Annotated in this window: 11 protein-coding genes and 2 pseudogenes; 7 read left to right on the forward strand and 6 right to left on the reverse strand. The window is 62.7% G+C overall.

Features of this window, described 5'->3' with window-relative positions; translation table 11 throughout:
- Window positions 1–26: 26 nt before the first annotated feature.
- Window positions 27–167, reverse strand: a pseudogene (locus DC363_RS17090) (dTDP-glucose 4,6-dehydratase); the annotation flags it as partial.
- A gap of 366 nt (window positions 168–533) precedes the next feature.
- Here DC363_RS17090 and DC363_RS03710 point away from each other — a divergent pair.
- The 6 genes and pseudogenes from DC363_RS03710 to DC363_RS03735 all read left to right on the forward strand — a co-directional run bounded on the left by DC363_RS03710 (window position 534) and on the right by DC363_RS03735 (window position 7,004).
- A complete protein-coding gene (locus DC363_RS03710; RefSeq protein ID WP_108639786.1) occupies window positions 534–2,114 on the forward strand; it encodes a flavin monoamine oxidase family protein in 1,581 nt (526 codons plus the stop codon).
- A gap of 1 nt (window position 2,115) precedes the next feature.
- Window positions 2,116–3,021 carry a Rid family hydrolase gene (locus DC363_RS03715; RefSeq protein ID WP_108639787.1) on the forward strand — a complete coding sequence of 302 codons (906 nt, stop codon included), beginning with the start codon at window positions 2,116–2,118 and terminating at the stop codon, window positions 3,019–3,021.
- Window positions 3,022–3,580: 559 nt separating this feature from the next.
- Complete coding sequence (locus DC363_RS03720) at window positions 3,581–4,912, forward strand: UDP-glucose dehydrogenase family protein (protein WP_108639788.1); 1,332 nt, start codon at window positions 3,581–3,583, stop codon at window positions 4,910–4,912.
- 52 nt (window positions 4,913–4,964) lie between these two features.
- Window positions 4,965–5,837 carry a glycosyltransferase gene (locus DC363_RS03725; protein WP_241962909.1) on the forward strand — a complete coding sequence of 291 codons (873 nt, stop codon included), beginning with the start codon at window positions 4,965–4,967 and terminating at the stop codon, window positions 5,835–5,837.
- Window positions 5,838–5,903: 66 nt separating this feature from the next.
- Window positions 5,904–6,495: pseudogene (locus DC363_RS03730) on the forward strand (transposase).
- Entirely contained in the window at window positions 6,435–7,004 is a 570-nt protein-coding gene (locus DC363_RS03735; protein WP_277871160.1) for an ABC transporter permease, read from the forward strand. The pseudogene DC363_RS03730 and the gene DC363_RS03735 overlap by 61 nt, the downstream one beginning before the upstream one ends.
- Before the next feature lie 15 nt (window positions 7,005–7,019).
- On the opposite strand, the gene DC363_RS03740 is transcribed toward DC363_RS03735, so the two are convergent.
- On the reverse strand, window positions 7,020–7,868 hold the full coding sequence (locus tag DC363_RS03740) for an SDR family oxidoreductase (RefSeq protein ID WP_108639791.1): 849 nt from the start codon (window positions 7,866–7,868) through the stop codon (window positions 7,020–7,022).
- Window positions 7,869–7,940: 72 nt separating this feature from the next.
- Here DC363_RS03740 and aroQ point away from each other — a divergent pair, with 72 nt between their 5' ends.
- The gene (aroQ, locus tag DC363_RS03745) at window positions 7,941–8,372 is read left to right on the forward strand and encodes a type II 3-dehydroquinate dehydratase (protein ID WP_108639792.1); all 432 of its coding nucleotides are present in this window, start codon (window positions 7,941–7,943) and stop codon (window positions 8,370–8,372) included.
- Here the strand turns inward: aroQ and DC363_RS03750 are convergent, their stop codons facing one another.
- From DC363_RS03750 to DC363_RS03765, 4 genes are all read right to left on the reverse strand, one after another.
- Window positions 8,373–9,155, reverse strand: a complete 783-nt coding sequence (locus DC363_RS03750; protein ID WP_108639793.1) for a carnitinyl-CoA dehydratase — start codon at window positions 9,153–9,155, stop codon at window positions 8,373–8,375.
- Window positions 9,148–11,163: an acetate--CoA ligase family protein gene (locus DC363_RS03755; protein ID WP_108639794.1), complete on the reverse strand. Its 2,016-nt coding sequence runs from the start codon at window positions 11,161–11,163 to the stop codon at window positions 9,148–9,150. The genes DC363_RS03750 and DC363_RS03755 overlap by 8 nt, the downstream gene beginning before the upstream one ends.
- Window positions 11,160–12,320: an acyl-CoA dehydrogenase family protein gene (locus DC363_RS03760; protein ID WP_108639948.1), complete on the reverse strand. Its 1,161-nt coding sequence runs from the start codon at window positions 12,318–12,320 to the stop codon at window positions 11,160–11,162. The genes DC363_RS03755 and DC363_RS03760 overlap by 4 nt, the downstream gene beginning before the upstream one ends.
- A 212-nt stretch (window positions 12,321–12,532) precedes the next feature.
- Window positions 12,533–13,516 (reverse strand): DNA topoisomerase IB, encoded by a 984-nt coding sequence (locus tag DC363_RS03765; RefSeq protein WP_108639795.1) that lies wholly within the window; start codon window positions 13,514–13,516, stop codon window positions 12,533–12,535.
- Between the last annotated feature and the right edge of the window lie 55 nt (window positions 13,517–13,571).

Consider the following 13,571-nt stretch of genomic DNA (forward strand, 5'->3'; position numbering starts at 1 on the left):
CAGCGGCAGGTCGGCCCGTGCGCAGACCGGTGCGTTGCAATCACCCGGTCCAGCGCCGGGCGGTCGCAGATGTTGACGTGCTCGAAGGCGTAAAGCGGGCTCTCCGCGACCTCGGCCACATTCGCAAGACAGGCCGCATAGGTCAGCGCGTCGACGTTGACCACCTCCTAGAGCCGCGCCGCATCACACTCGGGCGCGCAATAGTAGGAACATTTGTAAACGATTCCGTGTCGGGCGCGCGCGTCCCGTCGTGCCGGCTCACCCGGCAGGTTGCAGCCGTCAAGTTGACGTTACGTCATGATACCCCTTTCAAGCGGTTGCCCCATGTGGTCTAGTGGTCGTGATTGGCTCGATCGGAGGGTGGCGCAGCCAGTAAGAAGGGCAGATTACGGCCTTTTGCACCGCAATCCATCTGACCAAAAACGGGGGCTTTCGGATGATCCTGTCTGCCGGCGCGGGGCGTCGCCAGGGTCATACTGCGGGTTTAAGCGTGGTTCGAACAGCCCCCCATAACAAAACCGGAGGTTTATAGTATGACAACCATGACACGCCGAAATCTGCTGACCATGATCGGCACAGCCGCGGGCAGCAGCGCGATGTATTATGCGATGACCACGATGGGGCACGCGATGCCGTCGGATTATTCCGGCCCCATCAAGCTTGAGGGTGACCCCAAGGGTAAGAAGATCCTTGTTCTGGGGGCCGGGCTGGCCGGGATGACGGCGGCGCTGGAAATGCGCAACGCCGGCTATGAGGTCGAAGTGCTGGAGTTCCGCGAAAAGGCCGGGGGCCGCTGTTGGACCCTGCGCTCGGGCGACACCTATACCGAGCTTGACGGCACCACCCAGACCGTCGACTTCGAGGAAGGCAACTACATCAACCCGGGGCCCTGGCGGATCCCGCACAACCACTATGCGGTCGTCGATTACTGCCGCCGCCTCGGGGTTGAGCTCGAGCCCTTCATTCAGACCAACTACAACGCCTATGTGCATCGCAGCGACGCCTATGGCGGCAAGCCGATGCGCATGAAAGAGGTGCTGACCGACTACCGCGGCCATATCTCCGAGCTTCTGGCAAAGGCGATCAATCAGGACAAGCTGGACGATGTCGTCACCGAAGAAGACAAGGAGCTTCTGCTTGAGAGCCTGCGCAGCTTCGGCGTGCTTAATGACGAGAATGAATACGTTCAAAGCCTGCAGACCAGCGCCTATCGCGGCTACGAAAAGCAGCCCGGTGGGGGTGAGGGGGCGGCCCCGATCCCGTCCGACCTGCTTGACCCGTCCGAGGTGATCCAGTCCCGTCTGTGGACCTATCTTGCCACGCACGAGACGATGAACCACCACTCACCTATGTTCCAGCCCGTAGGCGGGATGGACGGCGTGGCCCGCGGATTTGAGCGCGAGGTCGGTGACCTGATCACCTACAACGCCAAGGTCACCTCGCTCCAGCAGGACGAAAATGGTGTGACTGTGGCATGGGAAGACCTCGCCGGCGGGGGCACGAATACCAGCACCGCCGACTATTGCGTCTGCACCATTCCGTTCTCGATCCTCGGGCAGATCGATCACAACCTGTCGGGCGATCTTGCGGCGATCGTCGGCTCGATGCCCTACAACGGATCGGTGAAGGTCGGACTCGAGTTCAAGCGCCGCTTCTGGGAACAGGACGAGGATATCTACGGCGGGATCACCTATACCGATCAGGCGATCACCCAGATCAGCTATCCCTCGACCGGCTACCTGTCGGACGGTCCTGCGGTATTGCTGGGCGCCTATACCTGGCGCGGTCCCAACACCTTCAAGCTCAACGCGATGAAGCCCGAAGAACGGGTCGAGCTTGCGCTTGAGATGGGGTCGAAGATCCACCCGCAATACCGCGAAGAGTTCAAGACCGGGGTCAGCGTATCGTGGCACAAGGTGCCGTGGGTGCTGGGCTGTTCCGGCATCTGGGAGGATCGCGAGCGCGATTACGACACCGCGATCCAGATCGACAACCGCGTGGTCTGCGCGGGGGAACACCTGTCCTACCTCTCCGCCTGGATGGAAGGCGCGATCCTGTCCTCGCTCGACGCGGTTTCGCGTCTCCACGCAAAAATCATCAACGAGGGAGAATGAAATGAAAACTCCATTCCTCACCGCTTTGACCCTGGGTCTGTTCACCGCCGTAACCGCCCAGGCGCAGACTTCCACCTTCGCTGCCGAAGACTTCACCGCCGGCGCCTATACCGCGACCGACGGAGAGGCTCTGTATCAGTCGTTCTGCGCGGGCTGTCACATGCCCGACGGATCGGGGGCCGAAGGGGCCGGCGAATATCCGGCGCTGGCGAACAACCAGAATCTGGAATTCTCCGCCTATGCGGCCCACGTCATCATCAATGGACAGGGCGCCATGCCGGCGCTTGGCTCGTTCCTTGACGATGAACAGATGGTGTCCCTGCTGACCTATCTGCAGACCAATCTGGGCAACGACTATGAGCCCGACGCTACGCTGGAGCTGGTGGCCGACACGCGGCCCTTCGATCCCGAGGAAGAGCTCGCAGAGCACGAGATCCAGGAGCAGCGGCGGATGGATGCCACCGGGGTGCCCGCCGACATCGTCGTGCGTCACGCGGTTCCCGGGTCCGACTTCCCGATCCTGAGCGCGGTCGAGGTTCCGCGCGATGCCACGCTGGTCTATCTCAGCGGGACGGTGCCGCAGGTGGTGGATGAGGACGCCGACCGGGGGTCTGCCGACCGCTACGGTGACACCAAAGCCCAGACGATCAGCACGCTGGCCTCGATCGAGGAGAAGCTGACCTCGCTTGATCTGTCGATGGGCGACGTGATCAAGATGCAGGTCTATCTGGTGGCGCCCGACGGCAGCGAGACCATGGACTTCAGCGGCTTCATGGAAGGCTACGTCCAGTATTTCGGCACCGACGAGCAGCCCAACCTGCCCACGCGCTCGGTGTTCGAAGTGGCGGGTCTGGCCAATCCCGCATGGCTGGTTGAGATTGAAGTTGTCGCCGTCCGCGGCGAATAAGCCCACCGACATCAAACAACAACGCCCCGGTCCCGCGACCGGGGCGTTTTTTTGCAGACCTTGTATCGGTTTCGATGCAACCGCGCCGAGACACAGGCCATTTTCATCCTCCGCCACTCTGATCGCGCCCGGTGATCTATCCGATGTCACGGAAGGCCCGGCCACCAAGTTCACCAGCATCCTGTCGGCGCTGGGCGCGGTGTTGCGGCTCAGATAACGTCCGATGTGTGCCCCGCTGCCTTGGGGGCTGCGCGAGCTGTCGCGCCCCTCGCCCTCTGACAGTCCGACAAAGTCGCGGATGACGTCCACCGCGCCATCTCGGTCGTCCCGTTCAATGGCGCGCCACATCCGCAAACTCCAATCAACTTTCGCCAAGCGCGGTTTCCCGCCCTGTCGTGACTGATAGCAGGTGGCCGCCCGCATGACGTCGGACGCTGTTGTGGCGCAGAAGTGTTTCGATTCGGTTGCACACGGGGCTTCCCTTTCTGCATCGGGCGATCCCCACTTGCGCTGGGAACGGATCTTTTTAGAAACGCCGCAGGTATTGAAGGACGACATTATGAAGATTGCAGTTATCGGAACCGGCTATGTCGGGCTCGTCTCGGGCGTGTGTTTTTCGGATTTCGGACACGAGGTGACCTGCGTCGACAAGGACCCCGCCAAGATCGAGATGCTCGAAGCGGGCAAGGTGCCGATCTTCGAACCCGGTCTTGATGCCTTGCTCGAGCGCAACGTCGAAGCCGGACGCCTGTCGTTCACCGGCGATCTTGCAAAGGCCATCGAGGGCGCCGAAGCGATCTTCATAGCCGTCGGCACGCCAACGCGGCGCGGGGACGGTCATGCGGATCTGACTTATGTGATGGCCGCCGCGGAAGAGATTGCGAAACTGGCGCGCGATTATGTGGTGATCGTCACGAAATCCACCGTGCCTGTAGGGACCAACCGTCAGGTGGAACAGGTGGTGCGCAAGGCGAATCCGGATCTGGATTTCGACGTGGCCAGCAACCCCGAGTTCCTGCGCGAGGGGGCGGCGATCGACGATTTCATGAAGCCCGACCGCGTGGTGGTCGGCGTTCAGTCCGACCGCGCGGCCGAGGTCATGGAAGAAATTTACCGCCCGCTCTATCTTCGGGATTTTCCTATCGTGACAACCGATCTGGAAAGCGCGGAGATGATCAAATACGCCGCCAATGCCTTCCTCGCGACAAAGATCACCTTCATCAATGAAATCGCCAAGCTGTGCGAACGCACCGGCGCGGACATCAAACAAGTGTCCAAGGGCATGGGGCTTGACGGTCGGATCGGGAACAAGTTCCTGCACGCGGGACCGGGCTATGGCGGTTCCTGTTTCCCAAAGGATACCAAAGCCCTGGCCCGCATGGGGCAAGATGCCGCCGTGCCGATGCAGATCACCGAGGCGGTGATTTCCGTCAACGACGGCGTCAAGCGCCGGATGATCGAAAAGATCGAGGACCTTTGCGACGGGGTGCTGGCCGGTAAGACAATCGCGGTGCTGGGGGTGACGTTCAAACCCAACACCGACGACATGCGCGATGCGCCCTCGCTCACCATCGTGCCGGCATTGATCGGGGCTGGCGCCAAGGTGCGTGTCGCGGACCCGCAGGGACGCCATGAAGGAGAGGCCCTTTTGCCCGGCGTGGTCTGGACCGAGGATGCCTATGACGCCGCGCAGAACGCCGATCTTCTGGTGATCCTGACCGAGTGGAACGAGTTCCGCGCGCTTGATCTGAAACGTCTCTCCGGTGCCATGCAGACCCCGCACATGGCCGATCTGCGCAATATCTATTCGGTCGAGGACGCAAAGCAGGGGGGCTTCACCGCCTATGACAGCGTCGGGCGCAGGGGCTGGGTGGCGGCGACCGAGACATGACTCGCGCCGTGCCATACAGGCCCGAGTGAGCATGCCGACGGTCCATATATTGATGGGAACCCACAACGGTGCCCCGCATCTTGGGGCGCAGTTACAGTCCTTTGTCGACCAGACCCACGACGCCTGGACCCTTTGGGTGAGCGATGACGGATCGGCGGACGCCACCCGTGACCAGATCAACCGCTTCGGGGCGGCCCATCCCGGGCGCTTGGGCGCGCTGCAGGACGGGCCGGGACAGGGCATCGCGGGGAACTTCCTGTCGTTACTGATGCGCGAGGAGCTGGCCGGCTGCTGGGTCGCTTTTTCGGATCAGGATGATGTCTGGCTGCCCCACAAACTCGCCCGCGCCGTAGAGCGTCTTTCGGCCCTGCCGGACCAGCGCGGCATCTATGCAAGCCGGACGATCCACACGGATGAGAGCCTGACCCCGCTGGGGGAATCGAAGGTCCACCAAAGGCCTTTCGGGTTCGGCAACGCGCTGGTGCAGAACGTGCTGGCGGGCAACACCATCGTGATGCCCCCCGAAACCACAGACCTTGTGCGCCGCTCCGCCTCGGCGGCGTTGTCTGCTGGGGTGCCGTTTCAAGACTGGTGGGTCTATCTGGTCTGCGCCGGGGCGGATGTGCCGGTCATCTATGACCGCGAACCCTCAATGTATTATCGCCAACACCGCACCAACGCGCTGGGCGCTGCGTCCGCGCGGCGGCTAGACCGTTTTGCGAAGCTCCGCTCGCGGGTTTATGCGCGGTGGTTCAGCATCAATCTGGCCGCGTTGGACCAGTCGCGGGCGCTGCTCACCCCTGCGGCCGAAGGGCTTCTGGACCGGGTGACTGAGTGGCGCAGCCGCCCGCGGTTGTGGCGTCGCTCGCCCAGTCAGCTAGGATTGTATCGGCAGACCGCAGGCGGGGACGAGGTGCTGCGCTAATAAGGTCAGGACCCTTTGATTTTCCGCTGATAGCAGGATTCACGGCTCGGAAAACGAGCGGTGAACATGACTGATCTTTTCTGGTTGAGTGACGGGCAGATGGCGCGTCTTGAGCCCTATTTTCCCAAGTCCCGCGGTAAGCCGCGCGACAATGATCAGCGCGTGCTGAGTGGCATTATTTCTATTCATTGCAATGGGTTGCGTTGATCGGTCGCACCCGAGGCGGTCTGAACACCAAACTGCCCGCCATCTGCGACAGCCAAGGTCGCCATCACAACCTGTTTATAACGTCCAGTCAGACCAGCGATTACATCGGTGCACGGGCTTTGTTGAGCAGCATGCCGAACGTCGACTGGCTACTTGGCGACAGGGGTATGCCGCCGATTGGTTCCGAGACGCGTTGAAAGACAAAGGGATACGCGCTGTTCGGGGCGGATTTGATCCCCGGGACCAAATCTGATGGCCCCTCACCCCGGGTCGAAAACAGCGCAAGATGCCTGTAAAATACGACAAGCGGCGCTACAAACGACGCGACCGCATCGAAATCATGTTCGGCAGACTCAAGGACTGGCGGCACGTGACAACCCGATCCGACAGGTGCCCAAAGGTCTTCCTGTCAGCAATTGCCGTTGCCGCAATCGTCATTTACTGGCTTTGAAACTCAGTGGGGCCAGAACCTATCCATCGGTGACCTTTGTCGACGCCATGGTCGCGCGCTTCGTCGTCAATATGATGACGCAGATCTCCGTCGCCTATATCGTGTTTTTCGGTATCCTGCTCATGTTCGACACGCGCACCTCGCCGGACCTTCCGACCATCATGCTGGCTTTCGTGATGACCGGCACGTTCGCCTTCGGGATCGGAGCCTTCAATTGCTTCATGTTTTCGATCCTGCCGATCTGGCAACAGGTCTGGAGCATCTTCACCCGCCCGCTGTTCATCCTGTCCGGCGTTCTGTTCATTTACGACAAAGTGCCCGAACCCTATGCGTGGTATCTGTGGTTCAATCCGTTGGTGCATGTTGTGGGCACCATGCGGTCCGGCTTCTATTTCAACTACGACGCGGCCTATATCTCGCACGCCTATGTCTTTGGCGTGGCGCTTTCGTTCATGCTGGTCGGGCTGGTGTTCTTGCGGCGCTACCACAAGCATCTGCTGAACCGCTGAGGGCTGTGAGGCCGTCTAGCGTTCGCTGTCGAGCAGCGCCTTGAGGCCCGCGCGATAGGTCGGGTGGATCAGCGTGATGCCCAGATCCGACTTGATGCGGTCGTTCCGCACCTTCTTGCTCTCGGCGTAGAAGCTGCGCGCCATGGGGGACATCTCGGCACTCGCGAAATCTTGCGCCGGGGGGATCGGCATGCCAAGCAGTTCTGCCGCATAGGCGATGACATCCTGCGGCGGGGCGGGATCGTCGTCGCACAGGTTGTAGATCGCGCCGGGGTCGGGGTGCGCGATGGAGGCGGCGAGCACTTGGGCGATGTCGTCCACATGGATGCGGCTGAACACCTGCCCGTCCTTGATGATGCGCCGCGCGGTCTGATTGCGCACTTTGGCAAAGGGACCACGGCCGGGGCCGTAAATCCCCGCAAGGCGGAAAATGTGCAGCGGCAGGTCCATTGCTTGCCACGCAGCTTCGGCTTCAACCCGCAACTGGCCGCGCCGGGTAGAGGGGGCAAGCGGTGTGTCTTCGTCGACCCAGCCGCCTTGATGGTCGCCGTAAACGCCAGTGGTGGACAGATACCCGACCCATGTGAATTGCTCCCGCCGTGCGGCGATTTCGTCTTTAAGCTGGGCCAGAACGGGATCGCCGTCCTCGGACGGGCCAGCAGAGATCAACAAATGGGTCGCCGCGTCCAGCGCTGGTGTCAGGTTCGCGCCGGGCCAGATGCGCGGCTCGGTGCCTTCGGCAAGCAGGGCGGCGGCCTTGTCCTCGCTGCGGGTGGTGCCGATGATGCGCCAATCCTCGTCAAGGCGGCGGGCGAGCGCACGGGCGGAATAGCCGTGTCCGAAAGAAAGCAGGGTCCGGGTCATGGCTGTTCGTCGCCCATTGCCGCTTGCTGCGCAAGGCTTGCTTTGTTCGCGCGCAATCGCTTAGGTCGCAGCATGAAACAGATCCTGCTTTTGAACGGGCCGAACCTGAACCTCCTCGGCCAGCGGCAACCGGAAATCTACGGCCATGCCACGCTGGCGGACGTGGAGCGCGACGCAGTGGCGCTGGGGAACGAGCTGGGCGTTGCGGTCACTTGCAAACAGTCGAACCACGAAGGCGTTCTGGTGGACTGGATCCAAGAGGCGCGCAGCACCGCCGCCGGGATCGTGATCAATCCGGCGGCCTATTCGCACACGTCGGTTGCGATCCTCGACGCGCTCAACATGTTCGACGGGCCGGTGATCGAGGTGCACATCTCGGACATTCACCAGCGCGAAGCCTTTCGCCACCACTCCTTCGTCACCCACCGCGCCGATGAGACGATCATCGGTGAGGGGGTGGCCGGTTATGCGCGGGCGTTGCGGCTGCTTGTGGCACGCCTTTGATCACTTTCCTTTCCAGACCGGATCGCGTTTCTCGGCAAAAGCGCGCGCGCCTTCAAGCTGATCCTCGCTAGAATAGAGACGATCCACGCTTTCCAACTGCCGCCGCGTGATCCGGTTCATGGTGTCCTGAAACTTGGAATCCTCGGCATCGCGCACGACTTCTTTGATGGCGGCATAGACCAGCGGCGGGCCGGATTCGAGCAGGCGGGCCGTGTCCCAGGCTTTGGCCAGAAGCTCCTGCGCCGGGTGGACGTGGTTGATCAGACCCCAGCCGAGCGCCTCATCGGTGTCAAACCAGCGCCCGGTGAGAAGCAGTTCCATCGCGATGTGATAGGGGATGCGTTTGGGCAGTTTGATGCTGGCCGCGTCCGCCACGGTGCCCGAGCGGATTTCCGGCAGGGCGAAGGTGGCGTGTTCGGCGGCAAGGATAATGTCGGCGGACAGTGCAAGTTCAAGCCCGCCGCCGCAGCAAATGCCGTTCACGGCGGCGATCACCGGCTTGTTCATGCCGCGCAGCTCTTGCAGGCCGCCGAACCCGCCGACGCCGTAATCGCCGTCGACGGCATCTCCGTCGGCGGCCGCCTTCAGATCCCATCCTGGGCAGAAGAACTTGTCCCCGGCGCCGGTGATGATCGCCACCCGCAGGTCCGGATCATCGCGGAAGTCGGCGAATACCTCGCCCATGATCTTGCTGGTCTTGAGGTCGATGGCGTTCGCTTTGGGGCGGTCCAGCGTCACTTCGAGGATAGCGCCTTCGGTGCGGGTCTTGATCGGATCAGTCATGGGATTTCCTTATCAGTGCGTCCGCCGCCACCACCCGGTCCGGGGTGACAATCAGCGGGTTGATTTCGATTTCCTCAACCGTGGAGAGGTTGGCGAGGACGTAAGCCTGTATCGCCTCAATCGCCGCAAGAATGCAGTCGATATTTGCGCCGGGCCGGCCCCGGTATCCGCGCAACACCGGCGCGATATTAAGCTGGTTCAGTGTCTGTTCCAGCCGGGTCCGGTCCGCCGGAAACAGGCAGGATGCGCGGTCTTGCAGAAGTTCTGTCAGAACCCCGCCCGCCGCAAGCGTGATCACAAACCCATGGGCGGGGTCCTTGACCACGCCGACAAGAAGCTCGGCCACGGCCCCCTCGATCATGTCCTCAAGGATGAACCGGTCGCACGGCATGTCTTGCGCGGCATCGCGGATATCCTGCGCCGTCCGGAGAGACAGCGCTACGCCACCGGAGTCGCTCTTGTGCGCAAGCCCGGTGGCTTTCAGAACGAACGGCCCCGGCCGGTCTTTCGCCGCGTTCACCAGATCGTCCAGTGAACCGCTGATCAACCACGGCACCTCAAGCCCGCAGGCGGCCATCGCGCTTTTTGCCTCAGCCTCCGGGATCACATCGGCGTCCCGCGCAGGCTGTGGCACGCAAAGGTCGGCCTGCGCCCCGCTGCGGCGCTGGGCCGCCACCACCGCCGCGAGCGCCTCGCGCAATCCGGCGAGCGGGATGATGCCCCCGGCCATCAGACGCTGCGCGACATCCTCGGGCATGAGCTCCGGCAAGGTCGCCACCATGGCGAAGGTGCCGCCCGTCGCCTCTTTCGCGCCAATTGCCGCGTTGATGGCGCAGTCCCAGTCCGACAGGTCGCATCGGTCGCCACGCGGGAAGTCGACGATCAGCAGCGTCAGCGCAAGATCAGGCTCTATCATGGCGGAAAATGCCTGCGTCATCGCCGCATCGTCGCGCCAGATATAGGTGTGATAATCCAACGGATTGGCGAGGGTCACCTTCGGCCCAAGGACCGCCGCCAGTCGGTCGGTCTGCCCCGGGGTCAGGCGCGGGAAGCTCAGCGGCGTGTCTTCCGCAAGGTCGGCAATCAGGCTCGCCTCGCCCCCCGAACAGCTGATCGAGGCGATCTGCAGGCCATCCAGCGGGCCCGCCACATGCAGGATCTTCAACGTCTCCAACAGGGTCGGAAGATCGTCCACCTGCGCGATGCCCAAATGCTCCAGCAGCGCCGTGGCCCCCGCGGCACTGCCAGCGATAGAGGCCGTGTGCGAGACCGTCGCAAGCTGCGCCGCGGACGATTTCCCCGCCTTGAGCGCGACAAGAGGCACGCCTTTGTCCCGCGCCTTCCGCGCAAGGGTTTGCCATTCGGACAGGTCCGAGAAGCCCTCGATGTGCATCCCGATGGCCGTCACGCGCGGGTCATCCAGCAGCGAGGTCGCGATTGCCGCTTCGGACATTTGCGCCTGATTTCCGCAGGTTACGACATAGGCCAGCGGCAGGCCGCGGGTCTGCATCGTCAGGTTGATCGCGATGTTCGAACTTTGCGTGAGGATCGCCACGCCGCTGTCGACCGGAACGCAGCCATGCTGGTCCGGCCAAAGCATCGCCCCGTCCAGCGCGTTGATCATGCCGTAGCAATTCGGCCCCAGAATCGGCATATCGCCAGCGGCTTCAAGCAACTGTTGGTTCAGCGACTGGCCCTCGGCAACCTCTCCGAACCCGCTGGCGAAACAGACCGCCCCACCGGCGCCACGGGCGGAAAGCTGTGCCACCACGTCAACGGTCGCCTGACTGTTGATGCCCACGAATGTAGCGTCGGGCGCGCGGGGCAGATCGTCCACCCGCGCGTGAACCGCGAAGCCGCCCAGCCTCTCCTTGCTGGGGTGGACCGGCCAGATATCGCCCTGAAATCCTGCCTTCACAAGCTGGTCGATGACCGAGGCGCACCACGCTCCGCCCCCTATGACTGCAACGCTTTTGGGGCGGAACAGTCTCGAAAGATCGGCCGTCATGCCCCCAGCGCCCGCAACAGGTCGCGGCTGATGATGTGGCGCTGGATTTCTGACGTGCCGTCCCAGATCCGCTCCACCCGCGCATCGCGCCAGAACCGCTCAAGCGGGTAATCATCCATCAAGCCCATGCCGCCATGGATCTGGATCGTCGCATCGGTCACCCGTGCCAGCATCTCGGACGCGTAGAGTTTGGCACTGGCGATTTCGCGGTTGGCCGGCAGGCCGCGGTCCAGTCGGTCTGCGGCGGCAAGGGTCAGGAGGTCGGCGGCGTCGATCTCGGTGATCATGTCGGCGATCTGAAAGCTCACCCCCTGAAACCTGCCGATCTTCTGGCCGAACTGTTCGCGCTCGGCGGCGTAGCTGAGCGCATAGTCGAAGACCCGTCGCGCCCGGCCCACGGACATGGTCGCGACCGTGATACGGGTGGCGTAGAGCCATTCGTTCATGACCGCAAAGCCGCCGTCGACCTCTCCGAGCACCTGCGCGTCGGGCAAGCGGCAATCGTCAAATTCGAGGATCATGTTCTTGTAGCCGCGGTGGCTGACCGATTTATAACCGTCGCGGATGGTGAAGCCCGGCGTGCCGCGATCGACCAGAAAGGTGGTGATGCGCTTTTTCGGCCCGCGCGGGGTGTCATCCTCGCCTGTGGCCACGAACACGATGACAAAATCAGCGTGATCGGCACCGGAGATAAAATGTTTGGTGCCGTTGAGCACCCAGTCGCCGCCGTCGCGCACCGCGCTGCAGCTCATGCTGCGCACGTCCGATCCGGCCCCCGGTTCGGTCATCGCCAAGGCATCCATACGCTCGCCGCGGATGGCGGGGTCGCGGTAGCGCTCGATCTGTTCCCCCTCGCACGCCATGAGGATGTTCTGCGGGCGTCCGAAGAAGTGGTTCAGGGCCATGGAGCCGCGCCCGAGCTCGCGTTCGACAATGGCAAATTCGAGATGGTTGAGCCCCGCGCCGCCCGCGCTTTCGGGGAAGTTGCAGGCGTAGAAGCCAAGCTCGAGCGTCTTGCGTTTGATCTCGTCGGCGATCTCTTGCGGGACCTCGCCGGTCCGTTCAACAAGCTCTTCGTGGGGATAGATTTCTTTTTCGACGAAGCTGCGGACGGTGTCCGCGATCATCTGGTGTTCGTCCGTCAGGCCATAGGTCAGCATATCAGCACCGGTGTTGTGGGAAAATTACAGGGTTAGAGCCTGTTTTCCCACGCCAGCCGCCGGGTGCTGGTCCAGCGTTTCGGATCATATGCAAAAGGTCGATCAAGATCCGATATGGCGTTTCGATCCATCAAATGGCCCCCCTTCCTGCGCGCAGGCTGGCAGGGGAAAAGACGCCGTGCAAGCCTCAAAACGGCGTGGCGATGTCGTTAAGAGGACAAAAGTTGCAGCAACGTGGTCTCGGCCCGGCGCAACATGGGCGTGTCGTCTGCGCGCTCCGACAGGGCCAGCCGCTCTTCAAGCGGGGTGTCGGCCAGGGCGATCACATCGGGATGGATATAGCTCTTGCGGGAGATTGTCGGCGTGTTGGCGAGCCGTTCGCTTGCCGCCTCCGACATCGCTTTGATGGTCAGATCCCGGGCCTTGAGCGCAACCTCCATTGCCGCGGCGGAGCCGGCCCAGGTGCGGAAGGTCTTGGCGGTGATCGTCTCTTCGCCCGTGATGTCGAACAGGGTCGCGTTGATCGCATCGGCGGTGACGGACCGCGGGGTTCCGTCGTCGTCCAGCCATGTGACAAGCTCCGCGCCTTCAAGATCCTGCATCTTGTTGAGCACCTTGTTCAGAGTCCGGTCGCGCAGCCGCTTTTCGATCTTCTTGCCGCCCTTTCCGGTGTAAGAGAGCCTGATTTCCCCGTCGTTCAGCTTCACATGCTGGCTGCTTAGCGTGGTCGCGCCGTAGGTGCCGTTCTCGACGGCGTAATCTGCGCTGCCGATGCGCATGGCCGTGCGGTCGAGCAAGGCTAGAACGGCGGCGAGGGCGTAGCGACGCTCGCCCGGTTCGGTTTTCAGGTCCGACAGGATGCGGCGGCGGATCGACGGCAGGCAGGCGCCGAACCCCGCAAGCGCGTCGAACTTCGTGGCCGCGCGGAACGCGGTCCAGTCCACGTGATAGCGATACTGCTTGCGATTGCGCGCATCGCGGCCCGTGGCCTGCAGATGGCCATTGGGTTTGGGGCTGATCCAGACGTCGCTATAAGCCGGCGGCACCGCAAGTGCGCTGATCCGCTTGCGTTCGGCCTTGTCGTCGATGCAGGTCCCGTCGGGGGCGAGATAGCTGAAGCCGCGCCCGCACTTTCGCCGCCGGATCCCCGGGCGGTCGTCGTTGTAATAGACCAGAGTGGGCGCGATACTCATGCACAGATAACGCAGGCTCGGGGCTGCGCGTTCCTATGGCTGTCGCACAGGGCTT

This window comes from Thalassorhabdomicrobium marinisediminis (assembly GCF_003072065.1).
GTDB lineage: Bacteria > Pseudomonadota > Alphaproteobacteria > Rhodobacterales > Rhodobacteraceae > Octadecabacter > Octadecabacter marinisediminis.

Coding starts and splice junctions, on each gene's coding strand:
- DC363_RS03715 (WP_108639787.1), top strand. CDS start 2,116: ATGAAAACTCCATTCCTCACCGCTTTGACCCTGGGTCTGTTCACCGCC.
- DC363_RS03765 (WP_108639795.1), bottom strand. CDS start 13,516: ATGAGTATCGCGCCCACTCTGGTCTATTACAACGACGACCGCCCGGGG.
- DC363_RS03755 (WP_108639794.1), bottom strand. CDS start 11,163: ATGACGGCCGATCTTTCGAGACTGTTCCGCCCCAAAAGCGTTGCAGTC.
- DC363_RS03710 (WP_108639786.1), top strand. CDS start 534: ATGACAACCATGACACGCCGAAATCTGCTGACCATGATCGGCACAGCC.
- DC363_RS03750 (WP_108639793.1), bottom strand. CDS start 9,155: ATGACTGATCCGATCAAGACCCGCACCGAAGGCGCTATCCTCGAAGTG.
- DC363_RS03720 (WP_108639788.1), top strand. CDS start 3,581: ATGAAGATTGCAGTTATCGGAACCGGCTATGTCGGGCTCGTCTCGGGC.
- DC363_RS03725 (WP_241962909.1), top strand. CDS start 4,965: ATGGGAACCCACAACGGTGCCCCGCATCTTGGGGCGCAGTTACAGTCC.
- aroQ (WP_108639792.1), top strand. CDS start 7,941: ATGAAACAGATCCTGCTTTTGAACGGGCCGAACCTGAACCTCCTCGGC.
- DC363_RS03740 (WP_108639791.1), bottom strand. CDS start 7,868: ATGACCCGGACCCTGCTTTCTTTCGGACACGGCTATTCCGCCCGTGCG.